This window comes from Corynebacterium sp. NML140438 (assembly GCF_001875725.1).
GTDB lineage: Bacteria > Actinomycetota > Actinomycetes > Mycobacteriales > Mycobacteriaceae > Corynebacterium.
Map to the genome: position 1 here is coordinate 13216 of NZ_MLCQ01000017.1, position 19811 is coordinate 33026.

Genomic DNA, 19811 nt, shown 5'->3' on the forward strand with positions numbered 1-19811 from the left:
AGAACTGTATAACTCGCAAAGAGAAAAGGACTCAAGATGACTCCTCCCGCTCGCCGAGATGGCATACCGGAACAAGGAAAGAACGAACCGTTCTATCCTTCGTATGCGAAACCGGCACGTAAACAACACGTCAAGCGCAGCAAACATGCCGCAAAGGAAGCCAAGGAAGCACCGAACCCACTCGATGACAACTGGTGGGGCGACGAAGAGACGAAACAGCGCAAGAAGAACACCGATGGGATCCGTCTACAGAAGGTGCTTGCGCAGGCAGGCGTCGCTTCGCGACGTCACTCCGAGATCATGATTGACCAAGGCCGCGTTGAGGTCAACGGCAAGATCGTGACGGTGCAGGGAACCCGCGTGAACCCGAACGTCGACGTGATTCGCGTCGATGGCGCCCGCATCAATGTGAACGAGGAGTTGGAATACTTCGCGTTCAACAAGCCACGTGGAGTGCACACCACCATGCAGGATGAGCATGACCGCGCCTCTGTAGGCGACTTTGTTGCTGAACGTGTCGCCGCTGGTCAGCGACTGTTCCACGTTGGGCGTCTTGACGCAGACACTGAAGGGCTGCTGCTGCTGACGAACGATGGTGAGCTTGCAAACCGGCTGATGCATCCGCGCTACGAAGTGCGGAAGACATACCTGGCCACCGTGCTGGGCGAGTTCAAGTCCGCCGATGCCAAGCAGTTGCGTGAAGGAATCGAACTGGAAGACGGCATTGCGAAGGCCGATTACGTCCAGATTGTGGATGTACATAACGGCCAGTCGATCGTTCGTGTTGAACTCCACGAAGGCCGCAAGCACATTGTTCGCCGGATGCTGAAGGCCGCTGGTTACCCGGTGCAGCGCCTGGTTCGCACGAAGGTGCATACGGTGCAGCTCGGCGACATGAAGCCAGGCTCGATGCGTGCGCTTAACTCGTCTGAGTTGGCGTCGCTCTTCAAGGCGGTGGGGATGTAAATGGAGGATGAAATGTTGAGTAACCAGCCAGATAGCGGTTTGCTGCTTGCAGTGGATGGGCCTTCCGGTACTGGTAAGTCGACGATGTGCCGTGCACTGGCCAAGAAGCTTGATGCAAAGTACATCGACACGGGTGCAATGTATCGCGTGGCGACGTTGGCGGTGCTGGACGCTGGGGTGGATCCAGAAGATACTGATGCCGTCATCGCAGCTACAGCAGACTTGCCGATGGAAGTTTCTGACAATCCAGACGACAAAGCAGTGATCCTGGGCGGAAAAGATGTTTCCGCAGTGATCCGTGGCGCTGAAGTGACTCGCTCGGTCTCTGCAGTTGCTGCTATCCCGGAGGTTCGTGAGAACTTGGTAGCGCTGCAGCGTCGCCTTGCTGCGGAGTCACACCGCGCGATTGTTGAAGGGCGAGATATCGGCACCGTGGTGCTGCCGGAGGCACCAGCCAAGGTGTACATGACGGCGTCAGCGCAAGTACGTGCACAGCGTCGTTTTGACCAGGACAAAGCAGCAGGCCGTAAGGTTGAGTTTGATCAAGTGCTAGCCGACGTCGAGCGCCGTGACGCACTCGACTCCTCCCGCGAGACCAGCCCACTGAAACCTGCCGATGATGCTGTAGTTATCGACACCTCCGAGATGACCCCGGAGCAGGTTCTGGAAGCGCTCGTCGACGTGATTGAAAGGAGCAGCAAGTGACCACAGAAGATTCCTTTCCACAGGAGTTGAACGGGGCAGACTTCGATGAAGCTGACTTCGGAGAGGCCGACTTCGGTGATCTCAACTCCACTGAGGAGTACACGGAGGAAGAGTGGGCAGCGGTAGAGGAAGCGTTTGGCATCTTCAATCCTGACTACACAGAAGAGGCGCTGCCCACGGTAGCGATTGTTGGCCGCCCGAACGTTGGTAAGTCCACGCTGGTGAACCGGTTTATTGGCCGTCGTGAAGCTGTGGTTGAGGACCACCCCGGTGTCACGCGTGACCGGATTAGCTACATCACTGACTGGGGAGGTCGTCGATTCTGGGTCCAGGACACTGGAGGTTGGGACCCAGACGCGAAGGGTATCAATGCGGCGATCGCGCACCAGTCGGAAGCAGCGATGGAGACTGCGGATGTGATCGTTTTCGTTGTCGACTCTCATACTGGTATTACGATGTCCGATGAGGCTATGGCACGGAACCTGCAGCGCTCCGAAGTTCCAGTTATTTTGGTTGCGAACAAGTTTGAGTCCGAGTCGCAGTGGGGCGACGTCGCTGAACTCTACGCGCTTGGTCTTGGCGACCCGTGGCCTGTTTCCGCGCTGCACGGCCGTGGCGGCGCGGATGTGCTCGACGAGATTCTGCGCTTGTTCCCGGATGTTCCGCGCGCGAAGGATTCAGTCACAGAAGGTCCGCGCTCGGTTGCTCTGGTCGGGCGTCCGAACGTGGGTAAGTCCAGCTTGCTCAACAAGCTTTCGAAGTCGAAGCGCGCGGTCGTCGATAATGTAGCTGGTACTACCGTTGACCCCGTCGACGAGCTGATCCAGCTCGACGGCAAACTGTGGAAGTTCATCGACACCGCTGGGCTGCGCAAGAAAGTGAAGAACGCGCAAGGTCACGAATACTACGCGAGCCTTCGTACCCGAGGCACCATCGAGGCGGCAGAAGTGTGCGTCGTACTTATCGACGCCTCCCAGGAGATTTCCGAGCAGGACCAGCGAGTGATCTCCATGGTGCTCGAGGCGGGCAAAGCAATGGTCATCTGCTTTAACAAGTGGGACCTGATGGATGAAGATCGCCGCTACTACTTCGACCGCGAGTTTGACGAGATGGTCGGGCACCTGCCGTGGGTGACGAAGCTGAATATCTCGGCGGATACCGGACGCGGGCTACACCGCCTCGAGCCGGCGATGGAAGAAGCGCTTGAGAACTGGGATCGACGCATCTCCACGGGACAGCTCAACAACTGGCTGCGCGACGCGATTGCAGCGAACCCTCCTCCGATGAAGAACAATCGCCTGCCGAAGGTCTTGTTCGCCACGATGGTTGGCACGCGCCCACCGACAATCGTGCTGTTTACGACTGGCTTCTTGGACGGCGGTTACCGCCGTTACCTCGAACGAAAGTTCCGTGAGCAGTTCGGTTACCACGGCACGCCGATTCGGATTGCGGTTCGCGTACGTGAGCGTAACCCCCGGCGCCGCAAGTAGTTTCAGCTACGTCCGTACAGGAAGGCGTCCGTCCTGTACGGCAGCGGTACAAGCTGGCCTGGGTCGAACCCGAGTCGGTCAAAGAGGTACCAGGTAAGGTTATCCACCATCTTTGCGCGTGTGCGTTCGTTGGCTCGAAGCCAATAGGAACGGGTCGACATGAGGGTAAATAACTGGTCGGTATGGATCGGTTGGATCCAGGATGTGCGAAGCTCACGCTTCAGGTGCCACGGTGTGTGCACGGTGGGGTAAAAGCCCTTGGTAAGCACATCGCCAGAGTGCATGATCTTTGCCAGACGCAGCACCCACGGGTGCTCAACCTCAAGGGTGTTCCAGCATAGGAGCAATTCGCCGTCAGGGTGCGTGATCCTGGCGGCTTCTGCGCTTGCTTGGAGTGAGTCGACCCAATGCCACGCCTGGGCGAAAGTGATGGCGTCGAAAAACCCGGAAGCAGCTGCGGTGTGCTCAGCCGTGGCGCGCCACACAGGAAGATTCGGGTGCTGGCTGCGCAGAGTATCCACCATGTCTTTCGACGGCTCACAGCACGCAACTCCGTGCCCGGCCGCGTCTAGTTGGGCAGCAAATATCCCAGTACCGGAGCCAACATCAAGCACCCTGCGGGCTATACCATGGCCGCCGAGCATCTCAACCACTTCAGCGGGGTACGACGGCCTGACCGCATCGTATGTATCCGCGCCGACCGAGAATGCGCGCGACGAAGAGACGCGGTGCTCGTTGCTGCGAAACAGTGGTTGGTGCTTTCCGCTTGGCTTCATAATCAACTAACCTATCAACCTGTGACTGTCAGGAGAATACACGAGTGAACACTTCCAACACGATGAACCGGCGCTGGTCGGTGCGTACTGTGCTGCTCGCTGTGCTGTTCGGCTGCGGAGTCATGGCGGGCTGTAGTGGAGAGACAGAAGAGTCGGAAGCTTCCGACGTGTTACCGAACCCACTACGAACAGTCGAAAACGGCAGTCGGCCAGATACGGTTGCGGAGGTGGAGCCGTGGAGCGCGGCCTCGGTTGAGTCGAGGACCATCCCGGCAGGTGGCCTGCAGCGTGAGTACATTCTTTCGCTACCGAAGGGTGCGCAGCAGCGAGAAGGGTTGCCACTCATCCTGGTATTCCATGGCTACACGGGCACCGCTGCATCGATGCAGCGTGCAACAGGTCTCAACAACGCCGATGCCGTGGTGGCGTACCTGCAGGGCGTGAATAAGGCGTGGGCGCCAGCGCCGTACGCAAACACGAATGCACGCCAGGACCTCGAATTCGCAGATGCAGTCCGCGCACAGCTCCAGCAGGAGTTTCGCACACAACCAGCCCGGACTTTCGCGGCAGGCTTTTCAAATGGCGGTGGGTTCGCAGAGTTTTTGAGCTGCCAGCGACCGCAGGACTATACCGCGGTGGCGACCGTGTCAGCAGCGATATACGACGCGGTGCTAGAAGGCTGCTCAGCTATTCCCGTCAAACGTATCGACATCCACGGTACGAGCGATAGCGTCATTGACTACCAGGGAGGTACTCGGCACCAGACCCACTACGCTGGTGCGTATCAGGACGTCGAACGAGAATCTCGTCGTAACCACTGCAAAGCCACTGATGACGAGGCTCCGAAGCCCGAGTGGTCGGAAGTACTCCCCGGCGTTACAAAAGCTGAATGGAGTGGGTGCGACGCATGCCTCGTGCACTACAAAGTCGAAGGCGGCAAGCACGAATGGCTCGGTCCGGGCACCACACCGGCGTCAGATCTCCCCATCGGCTTTACTAGCGAGTCGGTGCTTCGCTTCTTTGGTGTAGGGGTACAGAAGTAATGGCAGAGGACACGTTTCACCGCACCGCGATTGTCGTGTACAACCCGACAAAGATTCAGTCATCGGTCTTGGAGCGGTTTGTCGAGCTCTACGCTGACCCCCGGCGCGAAATTCGTTGGGTGCCGACCACTAAAGAAGATACTGCCCTTGCGGGTTTTGCCACTGTGCTCACTAAAGATGTGGACGTGGTACTCGTCGCCGGCGGGGACGGAACTGTCCGTCGCATCGCACACGTTCTCGCTGATACTGGAATCAAAATGGGGATTATTCCGGTAGGTACTGGAAATCTTCTCGCACGGAATCTTGGCTTGCCTCTGGACCCGGAAAGCGCGATTCGTCGCGCGTTTACAGGTGAGGAGCACGCCATCGACTTGTGCGAGGCCACCGTGACACGCAGGGACGGTTCCCAGGAAACCTACGGATTCGCCGTCATGGCTGGAGTAGGCCTTGATGCGCAGATGGTCGAGCGGACCCGTGAGGAACTGAAGCGGCGCATTGGCCCGCTTGCGTATATTGGTGGCATCGCACGGTCGCTAGGCGGCGGCAACAGTGTGGAAGCAGAGGTTACTATCGACGACCAACCTCCGATAACGCGCCGCCTGCACACCATGATTTTTGGCAATTGCGGTGACTTAGTGAATAAGATCCCGCTGTTTCCTGACGCACTTCCCGACGATGGCGAGATCGATGTCGTGGCGATGTCTCCACGGGGGCCTATCGGCTGGCTGCTGATCGGTTTGCGCATCGTGTTTAACACCCTACGCGCGCTCTTCGGCGGCGGGTGGCAAGGAATTCCGGCGCCACAGATGGACTATTTCAAAGGTAGGAGCATTAGCGTGTCTTTCGCGGTGCCTGAGGTGTTTGAAGTCGACGGTGACACCATCGGATCTATTGAAGCAGCTACGATCCGAGTGATACCGCAGGCGTTGGTGCTGATGCGATAAATCACGCTGCAGCTCCAATGGGGTTTCGGCATAATAGCCACATGATCTACTTGTTTGAAGGTAAAACCCCGAGGATTCATCCGTCCGCATTCGTGTCCGACGACGCCACGATTATCGGTGACGTCGAAATCGGTGAGGATGCAAACATCTGGCCCGGTGTGGTTATCCGAGGTGATGTCGGCGCGATTCGTATTGGTGAGAGAGTCAATGTCCAGGATGGATCCGTGCTGCACGTTGATATGGGCGGTGAGACTGTCCTCGAAGCGGATGTGACCATTGGTCACCTCGCGATGGTCCATGGTTGCCATATTGAACCCGGGTGCCTGATCGGCATGAACGCGACTGTGCTGTCTGATTCACGCATTGGCAAAGGAAGCATCATCGCCGGTGGCGCCGTGGTCCTCGAAGGGCAAGTGATCCCGGAGTTCTCGCTTGCCGCGGGAGTGCCGGCGAAGGTGAAGCGTGAGCTTGACGAATCAACCTACTCGGCACGTGAACGCCACGCAGCTTTTTACGTTGAGCTGGGGAAGCGTGCTGCGAGTGGTTTGGTTCCATTGGAACGTTCCGAAACGCAGTAGTTTTTACGGGCGCAGAAAACCCCGCTTGTCCAAGACCTAAGACCTGGACAAGCGGGGGATGGGACCCACGACAGTGAATCCCCTTCAGCGAACCCCTGTCGATCACGTTGAGTCAATGACCACGAGGTGATCAGATCAACATCAACCTTGTCAAAGGAATGAAACACCGCCAACCACCGCGGATGAACCTGGAACTACTCAAATCCTAGCCGAAACGCAAGTTACAACTATAAGCCGCTAGAAATGTCTGAGCACACCATGGACTCCGTGTCCAAAAACCTTTGGACATAACAGGAGAGCCCTAGGGCCTAGTTGTGTCTAGTTGTTCCTAGTGAGGTCGATCAGTGACGGGTTGCCATAGTTTTCATTGGGGTCGAAGAAGGCAAAGTAGCCGAGTTCATAGTTCTCGGGGACTTCGAAGGCCCACGTCATAGCATGGTCGAAACCGTATCCAAGTTCGTAGTTGCACTCGGGGTTACCGGGGATATCGTAGAGGTCTCCGGTGTGACCGTACTTGTGGCACTCGCGCGTATAGAGTGTCGCGTCCACTTCGTAACTACAGGAGAGGTCAAATGTTCGCTTGCTGTCGTTTCGCACCCTCGTGCGCACAACGACGAACTTCGCGTTGTGGTGTCTCGGTTTCAGGACTTCGTCATAGAGGAGTTCCAACTCGGGCAGCACGTCGACCTTTTCAACGGTGAGAACCACGCCACCGTTGGTCACGGGGGTTCCGATGGGCATGGAATTCTCCGCAGCCCATTCTGGGTTGTCAGATGGTTTCTCGTCGTACATGTGTTCCATCCTTTCAGCGTATGTCCGTGCGTCACTTTCCTCCGTCATAAACGCACTTATTGAACACGATAGTACAGATGCCCTTGCCTGATTCCTGAACGACACTCCTCGTACCGATAGGGGCAGGTCAGGATCCTTAGGCTCCACAAAAACAACGCCACCCTACCAACTATGCAGGGTAGGAGTCCGTGCGCCGCACACTCCACATGATGTTTCAGATAGGAGATTTCGCATGAAAAAGGCTCAACGGCGTAAGAGCTCCCCCGGATTATCAACGACTTCACGCTGTGGTTTGTCACAGAATGCGTCTAGGCCTAAAGCCGAGGTTTCACCCGCGGAGCCGTCCGTGACCTTGACCTTTGAGCCGATACCGCGAGCCGCGGAAAGCTGAGCATTATGCTCGGCGTGCTTGCGTGTCTCGCCACCGTAGTCTACCTCCAGGTCGGTTCTACATATCACGCGAGACAGCCCTCGATCACTCCAGCTGCTTGGTTCGAGGGGTCGCAGCAGCCTGGTTCTTTGCAGCCATCGGCGCGATGGTCACCAACATCGCACCTATCGACAAGTCCTCCAACATGTCACCGGGAGAGGCCCGCGCAGCGTCGACCCACCATCGACTCCGTGCCGACCTTCCCGCAAAGGTGCCAGCGATTTTGGGCCGAACCACTCCAACGCGCCACCGCTGGCTGCGTAAGGTTGCATGAGGGGGAATTCCTCCTAGTCCCGAGTGAACGGACTCGGTTGGGGCCGTTCGTCATGCTCTGGTTCGGCCGGGACGTGATGCCTCACCCCAAAATTGCCCAAAGTAACCCAAAAATGAGGGCCCTAAACCAAAATGAGTAAAGCCCTGGGGCCAACTCTCGTGAGAGTTTCACGAAGGTTTCGGGGAGAAACCCGAAACCTTCGATATCCGTTGTCGGACTGACAGGATTTGAACCTGCGACCCCCACACCCCCAGTGTGGTGCGCTACCAAACTGCGCCACAGCCCGTTGCCTATATCCGGTGGATACCGGAACAGCTCCGACAGTTTAGCGCACACTTTAGCGAACTACGAAACCTGCTGTTAGAAGGCGGTGCCGTCCAGATACACCCATACGCCATCTTCGCGGATGAAACGGGAATGCTCCCGCTGAGCGCCACTGGAGTGGAGGGCTTCGAAGCGGACCTCTCCGTAGGCATCGTTCGGTCCGCCTTGTTCAGCGGCAAGGATGCGTAGCGCGATAAAAGACTCACCACCGGGCGGGAGATCCAAGGAGGACGGTCGTGTGCTTGAGGCCCACGTGCGTAATAAATAGCGCGCATCGCCGACGACGAACGCGCTGTAGCGCGCCCGCATGAGCGTTTCAGCTGTGGGGGCAGGCTTGCCGGCGTGCAGGGCACCGCAACACAACTGGTAAGGGCGGTCGAGTCCGCAAGGGCAACGTTTCACGTCAGCGCACCACGTCAACGGTTGTGTGTACAGAAGCGCTGTGCACGTAGCCGTCGACAGTTGAGCTCTTGCCGGCGTCCATCAACATCTGCGCCTCAGCGTCGCTGAGGTCGCCGAAAAGCGTGATGTCCCGTGTGAACTTACCTTCGCCGAGGTGGGTGACTTCCACACGTACATCATTCAGTGCGAGTCCCTTCGCTGCGGAACGGATCGCTTGGGAGCATGAGACCGCCAGTGCGGACATATACAGCCCGGTGGACGTTACACCCTGGCCCTTGCCACCGGCATTCTTGGCTCGGTCGGTCGCGATCTCCCGGTTGGAGGTGCGCACCACATCGCCGTACTTTGTGCCACGAGCGGAGTATGAGACCGCATTCGAATCGCCGGTGGTTTCAGGTACGAACTCGGGGACAACGTACTGCATGACCCATGAGCCGATGATGTCGGCTGCGCGCTGTGCCGTGCCTTGGCGCGTCAACAGGTGGTCAGCCTTATCCAGGGCCATGAGTGACTTCGGGTAGCGGGTGAGACTGAAGATCGACTGGGCGTTATCAATACCGACCGTTACGTCGATAGGTGAGTGGACGAGCAGTAGTGGCTTGCGCAGCTGTGGCAAGTATTCTTCGGGGTTCGTATCGGCGAGGTCTTCGAGGAAGGCTCGCGAAATGATGAGCTCCCTGCCTCCGAGGATGACGGGGACGAACCCATCGCGGTCGGCGTCGCCAATCTTGTCCGCGTAGTGGAGCACGGAGTGAGCGGGGTCGAACGGCGCACCGACTGTCGCCACGGCTTTGAGCGTCTTCTTCAGATCCGGGTGGGTCGCGGCGTTCAGTGCAGCAGCACCGCCGAGGGAATGCCCCATGATGAGCTGTGGGGCTTTGAATTCGTCGGCCAGCCACTTCGCTGCGGCGACGATGTCCTCAACGTTTTGAGAAAACGAGGTGTCCGCAAACTCCCCCTCGGACTGTCCTAGCCCGGGGAAGTCGAATCGTAGGGTCGCGATCCCGAACTCCGTCAGCCGCTTCGAGATCCTCGAAGCGCCTGGGGTATGCCTGGAACCTGCAAAGCAGTGCGCGAAAATCGCGTAGGCTTTTGCCGGGCCATCGGGCCGATCAATCGTTCCGGCCATCATCTTGCCCGTCGACGACGGCACCTTCACGTTCAGCGATAACATGTGGGCTTTCCTCCTGAGAACGGGGACGTGTTCGGCGAACTTTGCTCGAACAAGGATAGAGTACATTGACGTGAACGAGTGAGAAGCACTTACCATGTAGGCCAGGTAGTGCGAGAGGCAAAGAGCCACTTTTGCCGTGACGAAAGGTCGTATGAGGAATGGCTGCATTTGGCTGGTTTTGGAAAGCAATGGGGGCAACATCCGAACGCAACAACAAAAAGTCGAAGGGGATCGTGGCGAAGGCCCATGAGCTCATCAGCGAGTTCGAAGCTCTTGACGACGCCGCGCTGAGCGCCGCTGTGCGTGAAACCGTGCGTGACGGAGAGGTCGTCGATAAGCCTTGGTTCCTTGCGATTTTGTCGGTAGCTTCCAGTCGAACCCTCGGCATGACCCCCTTCGACGTCCAAAACCAAGCGGTGCTGCGCCTGCTCGAAGGCGACGTGATTCAGATGGCTACCGGCGAGGGGAAGACGCTGGTCGGTGCAATTGCCGCGACAGGCTTTGCGCTGACTGGAAAGCGGGTCCACCTCATCACGGTGAATAATTACCTGGCTGAGCGCGATGCCACGTGGATGCGCCCCCTCGTCGAGTTCTTTGGGCTCAGCGTTGCTGCAGTCACCGAGTCGACCACTCGTGAGCAGCGCGTCGAGGCATACCAGAGCGACGTTGTCTACGCTCCAGTAACTGAGATCGGTTTTGACCACCTTCGTGACAACCAGATCACGCATCGCTCGCAGACGGTTCAGCTACCAGCCGACGTCGCACTTGTCGACGAAGCCGACAGCGTCCTCGTCGACGAAGCCCTCGTCCCACTTGTCCTGGCAGGCTCCGAAGGTACGCAACAACCCACCGGCAAAATTACCGAGGCAGTTTCACACCTTGAGGAGGAGAAAGACTACGAAACCGATGCCGATGGCCGAAATGTCTTCCTCACCGATGAGGGAGCAAAGAAAGTGGAACGCCAGCTCGGGATTGATTCGCTGTACTCCGATGAGCACATCGGTACGACACTCGTGCGAGTCAACCTTGCACTACACGCTCGGGCCCTGTTGATCCGTGATGTGCACTATATCGTCGAAGACGGCAAGGTTGCACTTGTGGACGCCTCCCGTGGTCGCGTCGCCGAGCTCCAGCGCTGGCCCGACGGGCTGCAGGCCGCAGTAGAGGCGAAGGAAGGGCTGAAGGTATCTGAGGGCGGCCGCATCCTCGACTCGATCACGTTGCAAGCACTTATGCGTCGCTATCCGGCGGTCTGCGGTATGACCGGTACCGCTGTCGAAGCAACTGACCAGCTGCGTTCTTTCTACGGCCTGCACGTGTCAGTGATTGACCGTGCTAACCCGTTGCAGCGATTTGACGAAGCCGACCGCATTTACGCCACAATGGAAGAAAAGAACCGAGCAATCGTCGAAGAGATTGCTCTCCTCCACAACAATGGTCAACCGGTGCTAGTAGGCACCCACGACGTGGCAGAGTCCGAGGCCCTCGCAGAGGCCCTGAACCAGCGTGGTATCAGCGTGAACGTGCTCAATGCGAAAAATGATGCGGAGGAGGCACGTATTGTGGCCGAAGCTGGCGACCTAGGACGGGTTACCGTGTCTACACAGATGGCAGGTCGAGGCACTGACATCCGCCTCGGTGGTGCCGATGAAGCCGATCACGACGCGGTGGCGAAACTGGGCGGTCTTGCTGTCATCGGTACGGCACGCCACCGCACTGCGCGCCTTGACAATCAGCTGCGAGGACGCGCTGGACGCCAAGGCGACCCTGGCCTGAGTCTGTTCTTCGTTTCCTTGGAGGACGATATCGTCGTTGCTGGGGGAGAAGACGAGCGCATCACGGTCCACCCTGACGCTTTAGGTAGGATCGAGTCTTCACGTGCGCAGCAGTTTGTCGACCACTGCCAGCGTGTTACGGAGGGGCAGTTGTTGGAGATTCACTCGCAGACTTGGAAGTACAACAAGCTCATTGCGGACCACCGCGCGATTCTTGACGAGCGTCGTGATTCGTTGCTCGATACCGACACCGCATGGCGCGAGCTGTCTGAACGTGCGCCTGAGCGTGCTGCCGAGTTGGAATCGATCGATTTCGGCACACGTGTACAGGCCGCCCGCGAAATCATGCTTTACCACTTGGACTTGGAATGGTCGGAGTATCTCGCGCTGATGGACGATGTTCGTGAATCGATCCATTTGCGCGCTATCGCGCGTGAAACTCCCATCGACGAATACCACCGCATTGCCATCAGAGAGTTCAAGGAGCTCGCGAATCGCGCGGTGGATCAGGCAGTTTCGACGTTTGACGACGTCCTCATCGATGATGCGGGTGCGCATCTTGAGGACGCTGGTTGGAAGCGTCCGAGTGCCACGTGGACCTACATGGTGTCGGATAATCCGCTGGCAGGTTCGGGCAACTCGGTCATCTCTGGAATCGGAAACATTTTCCGTTAATCCTCATGTTGAGGTTCAGAGCGCTACACTAGAACCGCACCAGCACGCTGGCCCACAGTTGGGTAGCATTGCGTTTTAGAATTTATTGATTTTATAAACACCGTCAGGAGTTTGGAATGGCCGAGAACAAAGATGCAGACATCGTCCAGGTCGAAACGACCTCCGTCTTCCGTGCTGACCTTTTGAAGGAGATGGAAAGCGGCGCTGCTGCAGCTAACGACAACGTCACGAGCACGGAAAACTTGCCGGAAGGCGTGGCCTTGCTCGTGGTGAAGCGTGGACCCAACGCCGGTGCGCGTTTCCTGCTGGACCAGGATGCAACCACGGCTGGCCGCCACCCAGAAGCGGATATTTTCCTCGACGATGTCACCGTGTCTCGTCGCCACGCTGAGTTCCGTCGCAATGGCGAATCCTTCGAGGTCGTCGATGTGGGCTCGCTGAACGGCACCTACGTCAACCGGGAGCCAAAGGACTCGCAGGTACTGTCATCGGGGGATGAAATTCAGATCGGCAAGTTCCGCCTGGTTTTCATCGCCGACGAAAAGTAATATTGTCCGCTAATCCGTCTCCGTCCACTAGAAAAGATTATCCATCACCGTGAGTGCAATTCGTCGAGCTGCTACAGAGCAAATGGGTACCACTGCCGCACCTTCAGTGGCCAAGACCATGTCTATTGGTGTTGTCCTGAAACAGTTGCGGGAAGAATTCCCCGATGTGACAGTGTCGAAGATCCGCTTTCTTGAGTCTGAGGGACTGATCACGCCACAGCGCACCGCATCTGGATACCGGAGGTTCACAACCGACGATGTGGAACGACTGCGCTACATCCTCGTCACCCAGCGGGATAATTACTTGCCGCTGAAGGTGATCCGCGAGCAGCTTGAGGCAATGGACTCAGGCCAGGTCACGGCGATCATGAGCGTGGGGGAGTCAGACCAGCTGGTGTCTCCGGATAGCTTCCGCGCACCGACCTCGACGCATTTAAGCGACCGCGATGTCGCGGTGCAGGCTCAAGCAGACCAGCAGCTTGTCGACGAGTTTGTGCGCGACGGTTTGATTGTCCCCGACGCTGCAGGTCATTTCACCGCTGACGACGTCCGCGTTGTCACCGCAGCCATGGCACTGGCGGAGTTCGGCTTCGATTCGCGTCATTTAAAGACACTAAGGACGATGGCGCGACGACAGGCTGATCTAATTTCTCAAGTAACCGAGCCTGTGGCGAAATCTCGCAAAGAGAATTCGACGCAGCAGGCAGAGGAGCTCGGGCAACAGCTTTCTGCTCTCGTTGTTTCCTTGCATGCTTCGCTTGTAAAGAACGAACTGCGTAACTTCGGGCGTTAGCATGCAGACGCTGAATCTGCTGGGCGTGTACCCGGTTGGTCCGGAGCACTTCCTCTGTGCGTTGTTGCACGAACCAGAGCAGGACCTTTATCTGCCAGTGTGGCTTTCTCCCTTTTCGGGCGGAAAACTGGCCGCGTTGATCGACGGCGTCGAGCCACTGAACCCCAGTATTTACGAAACCTATTTAGAAACGTTGAAGGACTTGGGCGCCCAGGTCCAAGCAGTGCACATCGCAAGCTATTACGAGGGAGTGTTCCGTGCAGAAGTCTTGTTGAGCACCGGAAGCAAAGTCGATACGAGTATGTCTGATGCACTGCTCTTGTCCTGGACCGGAGACATTTCTCTCCAGGTAGACGCGTTAGTTTTGAGACAGGCAGGTATCCGCATTTCTCCGGACGACGCAAAAGGTTTGTTTGACCTTGATCTCCCGGATGGTTTGGGTGGGGCACAGGAGGGAAGCGTATCTGCCAGTGGCGACCCGGACGCTGACAGAGATTTTGAACAGCTGATGAAGAGTCTCGGCGCTGATGATCTGTTTGCTTCAGATGAAGACGATGGGGATCACCCTTCCCAATAGAAACCTCTCAATGTAAAGTAAAGGTTGAGACTTCGGCGTGTCTGCCCAAGCTGATACAGTCGTATGCTTAAGCTATCGGTACAAATACTGATAGCCGACACAATAAAAAACGGGAGTATGGGAAATGAGCGATCTGCAACAAGAGCTTGAGCTTTCTTCGTTGGAAGGGCCTGTTCAGGAAACGTTGTTCGATATCGGTCCTTCAGACGAGGTCGGGTACCGCGTCCCGATCGCATGCCAGGTTGCTGGTATCACCTACCGACAGCTCGACTACTGGGCGCGAACCGATCTGGTCAAGCCATCAATCCGAGGCGCAAAAGGATCAGGGTCGCAGCGTCTTTACTCCTTCAAAGACATTCTCGTCCTGAAGATTGTGAAGGGCCTGCTGGACACCGGCATTTCGTTGCAGAATATTAGGCTCGCTGTGGACAAGCTCCGCAACCGTGGCGTGAACGACATCGCCGAAATCACGTTGGTGTCTGACGGAGCGACGGTATATGAGTGCCGCAGCAACGAAGAGGTCATCGACCTCCTCGGTGGAGGCCAAGGCGTCTTCGGTATTGCGGTCCCACAGATCATGAAAGATCTCACGGGTACTATTGCAGACTTCCCAGCAGAAACCATTAATCCTGAACTCAACGACCCACAACCTGCCGGTTTCGACGAACTGGCAGATCGCCGTCGCCGTAAGTCTTCCTAGGTCTTCCTCCGTATTCTCCGGAAAGGTCGTAGCTCCGCCGTATACTCCCCGGCAGGGCTGCGACCTTTATTCCTATAAACCAAGAAATCTTCAGTCAACCGCTTCTGCTACTGCTGGCCCGACCTGGTCAGCAGTGCGGGCTTCCTTGACTACAGCGGCAACGTCGGAAACTACGTCATCAGCAGGGTTGTCGCCTACTCGAACAACACTGAGCGTGATGCGCTCACCGAAATGATCGCGCAACTCCTGTGCCGCTTCCGGCGCACCGTTGTCATCAGATGTACCTGTTGTGATCAACACTATTCGAACATCCCGATCGAGCTCATGCATTGCAGCGCTAGCTGCGAAGAGTGCCTCGCGGGTCTGAGGGACGCCTCCTGTGCCGAGCATTTTTGCGGTGTTTGCGACATCATCTGAGTCACCAGTCATGGCTATGTTGTTACGCCATCCCTTTATCACGCCTGGGTTCAGCGGTGAAGAATAATTCCACAGCGCCACTTGATGGCCAGACTGGGTGATGCGCTTCGCAGCGTCACCGATTGCAGCGTCGACCGCTGGCTTGAACGGTTGCATTCCATCGGAAGTGTCGTACAGGAACAGCGTATCTCGAGGACCTTGCTGCTCCTGAGCGTCTGCCTCAGCGTTGTGGTCCTGACCGGATTCAGCTGCGGGTGTTTCGCCAACCTGGGACCAAACGTGTTCCGATACCGTGACTACTTGGCTATTCTTATCGGCCTTTAGCGCTGAGGCAGCCTGCTTCATCAGGTCTTGTCCAGCGCGAGATTTATTTTCATCCACGGTGTCGGTGCTATTCAACGGAATTCCGACGTAGTTCAGCACAGCATTAAGGGACGTGAACACCCGGTCGCCGGTCGCATTTCCAAACACTGCTGCGTAGAGCCCTTGGTCGATTTGGATTTCATCGACGCTTTGTACAGCATGTGCTTCCACGGCCGTCGCGGCTAAACCTTCATCCGCAGCAAGCAAAGACGCAACGGCAGCGGACGCATCTGAACGTTCGGGCAGCACGAAACGAACTGATTCCAGCTTGAGGGATCCCGGGTCTGTCGAGGTCTGTCCCTCGACACCAAGCGGGGCGGCGTAGACCACCTGCGGCTCCGAGACTGCCGCGGATCGCTGTGCGCTATGGAGGATAGCCTCAGTGTTCATAGACTCTGGTGCGAGCAACAATGCTGCGTCGTCAACCCTATCGACGAGCTCCGCTCGCACACAGTAATCCCGAACGACGCGGTGCGCATCGTTGTAGGCAGCTACAACGGCGTCACCTACCGAGCTATCGGTAGAAGCAATGGGGAGGGATAGCTCTCCTGCAACGCACTCGGGTTCGGCAGCGGTTTCGGCACGGTCCGGCTTGAGCTTCATCATCAAGATGGCACTCAGGATCACTGCGAGCGCAACCAGAATGACCAGGATCGCTCCACCAGACAAGCGAAAATTACTCTTGCCATCAGAATGTCGGCCCATGCCAATACCGTCCTTACTTCATGTACAACCCGTTTAGCGTTGCAAAACAGTCTAATGCTCCATCACCACGTCCAGGAGAGCGACGAGCCGAGACCGCAACTCTTCTCCACGCGCGGTGAGCGCACGTTGACGCTGAACATACGTGATTTTCCCCTCTGTCGTCTCCACTGGAACGACGTCGAAGCCAAGTCCCCGGCAGTCATAGGGGGAGGCTTCCATGTCGAGACGTCGAGCGTCAGTCGCCAGCTCGAAGCAATCAAGCAGCAGTTCCCCCGGCACCAAGGGGCCTAGCTTGAGCGCCCACTTGAACAAATCCATTGTTGCGTGCACACAACCAGGCTGCTCCTGGGAGATCTGGTCTTCCCGCTGCAATACCCTCACGTTGAGTGGGCGCGCAGGAGCGGTAAAGAAGCGAAACGCGTCAAAATGGCTACAACGCAGTTGATGCGACTCGACGACTTCGTCGGTCCCTTCAGTGCCTAAGCGCAGCGGGAGGTCGTGCCGTGGGTGATCCTCTCTGTAGAGCATGGCCCATTCGTGCAGGCCAAAGCAATCAAAGTGGGCAGGACGCGACTGAGTAGCGCGCAGCAGTTGATAAATTTCCTCCACATCTTGCTGGCGCTGGTTGAGAAACGACTCAACATTTACGCAGATGTCTCTGCCACCGATTACGTTGTAATCGCGCCAGGATGCTTGAGGGAGCGAAGAGGCGTCGAGAAGCACTGTGTGCACCCCGGGGTGCCATTTTTTAAGATGCGTGGGGCGAAACCTGTAATAGTCGAACAGGAAATCCCACACCGGGTGCTTCAGCGCGCGACGACGGCGCGCAAGGTGCGGCTCAACAAACTCAGCCGCACGCTGCTCATGAGACGCGATTCGAGCCGAATACTCTGAGGGCGCGAGGAACGAACGAATCATGAATTTTCGTGCGTCCAATCCGCCACCGTGCCCACATACTCCTCAATGATGTCCTCAAGGGCCAACACCCCCACGAGCCGTCCGTGATCACGAACCTGTGCCATGTGCGCTGAACGACGGTGTAAAGAAGTCAACGCGCTATCTAACGACTCGGAACCATCAATGACAGTCAGCGGGCGAATACGGCTGACTGGAACGAGGGGATCGTCCTCATCCGATTCCATGAGGTCCAAAATGTCCTTCACGTGGATGTAACCAACGAGTATGCCTGAGGCCCGTGCTACTGGGAATCGTGAATAGCCAGTCTCACGCACTGCCTCCTCGATGACGGAAAGTGCAACACCCTCCGGGAAGAACGGAATAGTAGTCAGGCGATCGAGGGGGATCATCACCTCTTTGAGATTCCTTGACTCGGACCGCAGAGCCTTCGAGAGACGGGCGGTCTCCTCAGCATCGAGAAGGCCTTCCTCACGTGATTCGCGAATCATGTTCGCCAACTGTTTTTGATCCACAGTGGATGCAAGCTCGTCACGCTGTTCGATGCCGAACATTGCGAGCGTCTTACGTGCCACCCAGTTCAAAAACCGGATGAATGGACTGGTGACGTTCATCCAGAGCGTCATCGCAGGGGTGAGCCAAACCGCCGTTGACTCCGGACCCGCGATTGCAATGTTTTTCGGCACCATCTCACCGAACAAGATGTGCAAGAACGAAATAAATGCCAGCGCAATGATGAACGAAACAGGGTGCAGCCACTCACTCGGCAACCCAAGCGCGAGAAACGGAACCTCAATATAGTGAGCGACGGCAGGTTCGGCGACTTTACCGAGTACGAGCGACGCGATGGTAATGCCTAGTTGGGCACCAGCAAGATAGATCGAGAGGTGCTCCGTTGCGTAAAGCACGGCGGCCACATTCGTTTTGCCTTGTGCCTGCATCGACTCCAGTCGATCGCGCCTCGACGACACAAGTGCGAACTCCGACGCAACGAAAAACGCATTGATCGCAAGGAGGACCACAATCAGTAGGGCCGCTACCCAAATACTCATTGTGTTGGCCTCCTATCAAACTCTTCGGCTTCCTCGGGCGAAATCGGACTCAAGATTGCTCGATCGATCCTTCGGTTGTCCATTGTCGATACCCTAGCAAGCCAGTGGCCGACGCTGCCGGTTTCAAACTGTTCCTGGAAGTCAGTCGTCCCTGTAGGAAGTACTACCTTGTCACCGACTGTGGGAATATGTCCGAGCGCCGACATGATCAGTCCACCAAGCGTTTCGTACGGCCCGTCCGGCGCAACGTAGCCGAGCTCCTCTTGAAGCTCATCGAGTCGCACCAAACCGGAAATCTCCCAAGAGGTGCCTACGTGCGAAAAGTCGCGCTCGGATTCGCGGTCGTCGTATTCGTCATACACCTCACCGAGGATTTCTTCAACGACGTCTTCAATCGTGACAAGCCCCTGCGTGCCGCCAAATTCGTCTGCGACCAGCACTACCTGTGACCCTGCAGAACGAACACGGTTCAGTACAGCATCACCGTCAAGCGTCCCAGGAATGAATGGCACAGGCTTCGCAAGCGTTGACAGCTTAGTGCTTGCGCGCAAGGGCTTATCGACCGAGAACGCGTCTTTAATGTGGACAACGCCAATCGTGTCATCTAAGTCACCGCGACGAACAGGAAAGCGCGAGTGTCCAGTTTCACGGGCAAACGAAATCAGGTCCGCCACGGTGTCCTCGGCGTCGAGAGCATTAATAGTGGAACGAGGGGTCATCACTGCCTCAGCGGTAGTCTCGCCGAACTGGAGCGACCTATCGATCACCGCAGCGGTGTCTGCGTCAAGGTCTCCCGATTCCATAGAGTTGCGCACAACCGCTCCGAGCTCCTGGCCTGAACGAGCAGAGGCCAATTCATCCGCAGGCTCAATGCCCAGTTTGCGCACGATCCAATTCGCAGATGTGTTCAGCCACCGGATGAACCAACTGGCGGCCGTATTAAAGGCGTTGACCGGAGGTACCACGACGCGTGCTGTCTTTAGCGGATCAGTAATCGCCATGTTCTTTGGAACAAGTTCGCCAAAAACCATCGAAAGCAATGTTGCGATTGCGAGCGCTAGAATGAGCGCAACCGTCGTTGAAGCTGTCTCATTCAAGCCTACGAGTTCAAGCAGGGGAGTGAAGAACTTACCCAACACTGGTTCCGCGAGGAAGCCAGCGGCGAGCGTCGTGACAGTAATACCGAGCTGCGCGCCGGACAGTACAAAGGAGAGATTTGCGTGATCACGCGCTACGGCTTTTGCTGTGCGGTCGCCCACTTCGCGGACGTGCTCGTCGATAGTTGAGCGCTCCAGACCCGTCATCGCAAACTCGATTGCAACGAATAGACCGGTCGAAGCCGTCAACACGATGAAGCCCAAGAGGGCAAAAATTGAAATAACTATATCCATCG

The 19811-nt window shown here is 57.0% G+C and carries 20 protein-coding genes and 1 tRNA gene; 12 read left to right on the forward strand and 9 right to left on the reverse strand.

Annotated elements, in window-relative coordinates:
• The first annotated feature begins 36 nt into the window (after positions 1-36).
• From BJP08_RS03055 to der, 3 genes are read left to right on the forward strand one after another with little or no spacing between them, the layout of a single operon-like run.
• Positions 37-966, forward strand: coding sequence for a pseudouridine synthase (locus BJP08_RS03055; protein WP_071568209.1), 930 nt, complete (start codon positions 37-39; stop codon positions 964-966).
• Between the two features lie 12 nt (positions 967-978).
• Entirely contained in the window at positions 979-1671 is a 693-nt protein-coding gene (cmk, locus tag BJP08_RS03060; RefSeq protein WP_071568572.1) for a (d)CMP kinase, read from the forward strand.
• The gene (der, locus tag BJP08_RS03065) at positions 1668-3161 is read left to right on the forward strand and encodes a ribosome biogenesis GTPase Der (RefSeq protein ID WP_071568210.1); all 1494 of its coding nucleotides are present in this window, start codon (positions 1668-1670) and stop codon (positions 3159-3161) included. The genes cmk and der overlap by 4 nt, the downstream gene beginning before the upstream one ends.
• Positions 3162-3163: 2 nt before the next feature.
• Here der and BJP08_RS03070 read toward each other — a convergent pair whose 3' ends face one another.
• Positions 3164-3937: a class I SAM-dependent methyltransferase gene (locus BJP08_RS03070; RefSeq protein WP_071568211.1), complete on the reverse strand. Its 774-nt coding sequence runs from the start codon at positions 3935-3937 to the stop codon at positions 3164-3166.
• A gap of 44 nt (positions 3938-3981) precedes the next feature.
• Between BJP08_RS03070 and BJP08_RS03075 the strand changes: the two genes are divergently transcribed.
• From BJP08_RS03075 to BJP08_RS03085, 3 genes are read left to right on the forward strand one after another with little or no spacing between them, the layout of a single operon-like run.
• Complete coding sequence (locus BJP08_RS03075) at positions 3982-4980, forward strand: PHB depolymerase family esterase (protein ID WP_083428381.1); 999 nt, start codon at positions 3982-3984, stop codon at positions 4978-4980.
• Entirely contained in the window at positions 4980-5924 is a 945-nt protein-coding gene (locus tag BJP08_RS03080) for a diacylglycerol kinase family protein (protein ID WP_071568212.1), read from the forward strand. The genes BJP08_RS03075 and BJP08_RS03080 overlap by 1 nt, the downstream gene beginning before the upstream one ends.
• A gap of 41 nt (positions 5925-5965) precedes the next feature.
• On the forward strand, positions 5966-6502 hold the full coding sequence (locus BJP08_RS03085; RefSeq protein ID WP_083428382.1) for a gamma carbonic anhydrase family protein: 537 nt from the start codon (positions 5966-5968) through the stop codon (positions 6500-6502).
• 318 nt (positions 6503-6820) lie between these two features.
• Here the strand turns inward: BJP08_RS03085 and BJP08_RS03090 are convergent, their stop codons facing one another.
• The gene (locus BJP08_RS03090) at positions 6821-7294 is read right to left on the reverse strand and encodes a hypothetical protein (protein WP_071568214.1); all 474 of its coding nucleotides are present in this window, start codon (positions 7292-7294) and stop codon (positions 6821-6823) included.
• Positions 7295-7782: 488 nt separating this feature from the next.
• Here BJP08_RS03090 and BJP08_RS11380 point away from each other — a divergent pair, with 488 nt between their 5' ends.
• A complete protein-coding gene (locus tag BJP08_RS11380; protein ID WP_143110000.1) occupies positions 7783-7998 on the forward strand; it encodes a hypothetical protein in 216 nt (71 codons plus the stop codon).
• Between the two features lie 212 nt (positions 7999-8210).
• Here the strand turns inward: BJP08_RS11380 and BJP08_RS03095 are convergent.
• From BJP08_RS03095 to BJP08_RS03105, 3 genes are all read right to left on the reverse strand, one after another.
• Positions 8211-8284 (reverse strand) — tRNA-Pro (locus BJP08_RS03095).
• Between the two features lie 74 nt (positions 8285-8358).
• Positions 8359-8724 (reverse strand): YchJ family protein, encoded by a 366-nt coding sequence (locus BJP08_RS03100; protein WP_369816380.1) that lies wholly within the window; start codon positions 8722-8724, stop codon positions 8359-8361.
• A gap of 1 nt (position 8725) precedes the next feature.
• Positions 8726-9898: an alpha/beta fold hydrolase gene (locus BJP08_RS03105; RefSeq protein WP_071568216.1), complete on the reverse strand. Its 1173-nt coding sequence runs from the start codon at positions 9896-9898 to the stop codon at positions 8726-8728.
• A gap of 158 nt (positions 9899-10056) precedes the next feature.
• Here BJP08_RS03105 and secA2 point away from each other — a divergent pair, with 158 nt between their 5' ends.
• The 5 genes from secA2 to BJP08_RS03130 all read left to right on the forward strand — a co-directional run bounded on the left by secA2 (position 10057) and on the right by BJP08_RS03130 (position 14966).
• Positions 10057-12348 (forward strand): accessory Sec system translocase SecA2, encoded by a 2292-nt coding sequence (secA2, locus tag BJP08_RS03110; RefSeq protein ID WP_071568217.1) that lies wholly within the window; start codon positions 10057-10059, stop codon positions 12346-12348.
• A 116-nt stretch (positions 12349-12464) separates the two neighbouring features.
• Entirely contained in the window at positions 12465-12896 is a 432-nt protein-coding gene (odhI, locus tag BJP08_RS03115; RefSeq protein WP_071568218.1) for an oxoglutarate dehydrogenase inhibitor Odhl, read from the forward strand.
• 49 nt (positions 12897-12945) lie between these two features.
• On the forward strand, positions 12946-13689 hold the full coding sequence (locus tag BJP08_RS03120) for a MerR family transcriptional regulator (protein ID WP_369816381.1): 744 nt from the start codon (positions 12946-12948) through the stop codon (positions 13687-13689).
• A gap of 1 nt (position 13690) precedes the next feature.
• Positions 13691-14266, forward strand: coding sequence for a bifunctional nuclease domain-containing protein (locus tag BJP08_RS03125; protein ID WP_071568219.1), 576 nt, complete (start codon positions 13691-13693; stop codon positions 14264-14266).
• Positions 14267-14390: 124 nt separating this feature from the next.
• Positions 14391-14966, forward strand: a complete 576-nt coding sequence (locus tag BJP08_RS03130; protein WP_071568220.1) for a MerR family transcriptional regulator — start codon at positions 14391-14393, stop codon at positions 14964-14966.
• A 90-nt stretch (positions 14967-15056) separates the two neighbouring features.
• Here BJP08_RS03130 and BJP08_RS03135 read toward each other — a convergent pair whose 3' ends face one another.
• From BJP08_RS03135 to BJP08_RS03150, 4 genes are read right to left on the reverse strand one after another with little or no spacing between them, the layout of a single operon-like run.
• The gene (locus BJP08_RS03135) at positions 15057-16451 is read right to left on the reverse strand and encodes a hypothetical protein (RefSeq protein ID WP_071568221.1); all 1395 of its coding nucleotides are present in this window, start codon (positions 16449-16451) and stop codon (positions 15057-15059) included.
• 51 nt (positions 16452-16502) lie between these two features.
• The gene (locus tag BJP08_RS03140) at positions 16503-17369 is read right to left on the reverse strand and encodes a 3-methyladenine DNA glycosylase (RefSeq protein ID WP_071568222.1); all 867 of its coding nucleotides are present in this window, start codon (positions 17367-17369) and stop codon (positions 16503-16505) included.
• Entirely contained in the window at positions 17366-18418 is a 1053-nt protein-coding gene (locus BJP08_RS03145) for a hemolysin family protein (RefSeq protein WP_071568223.1), read from the reverse strand. Before BJP08_RS03145 ends, BJP08_RS03140 begins: the two co-directional genes overlap by 4 nt.
• A complete protein-coding gene (locus BJP08_RS03150; RefSeq protein ID WP_071568224.1) occupies positions 18415-19809 on the reverse strand; it encodes a hemolysin family protein in 1395 nt (464 codons plus the stop codon). Before BJP08_RS03150 ends, BJP08_RS03145 begins: the two co-directional genes overlap by 4 nt.
• Positions 19810-19811: the final 2 nt, after the last annotated feature.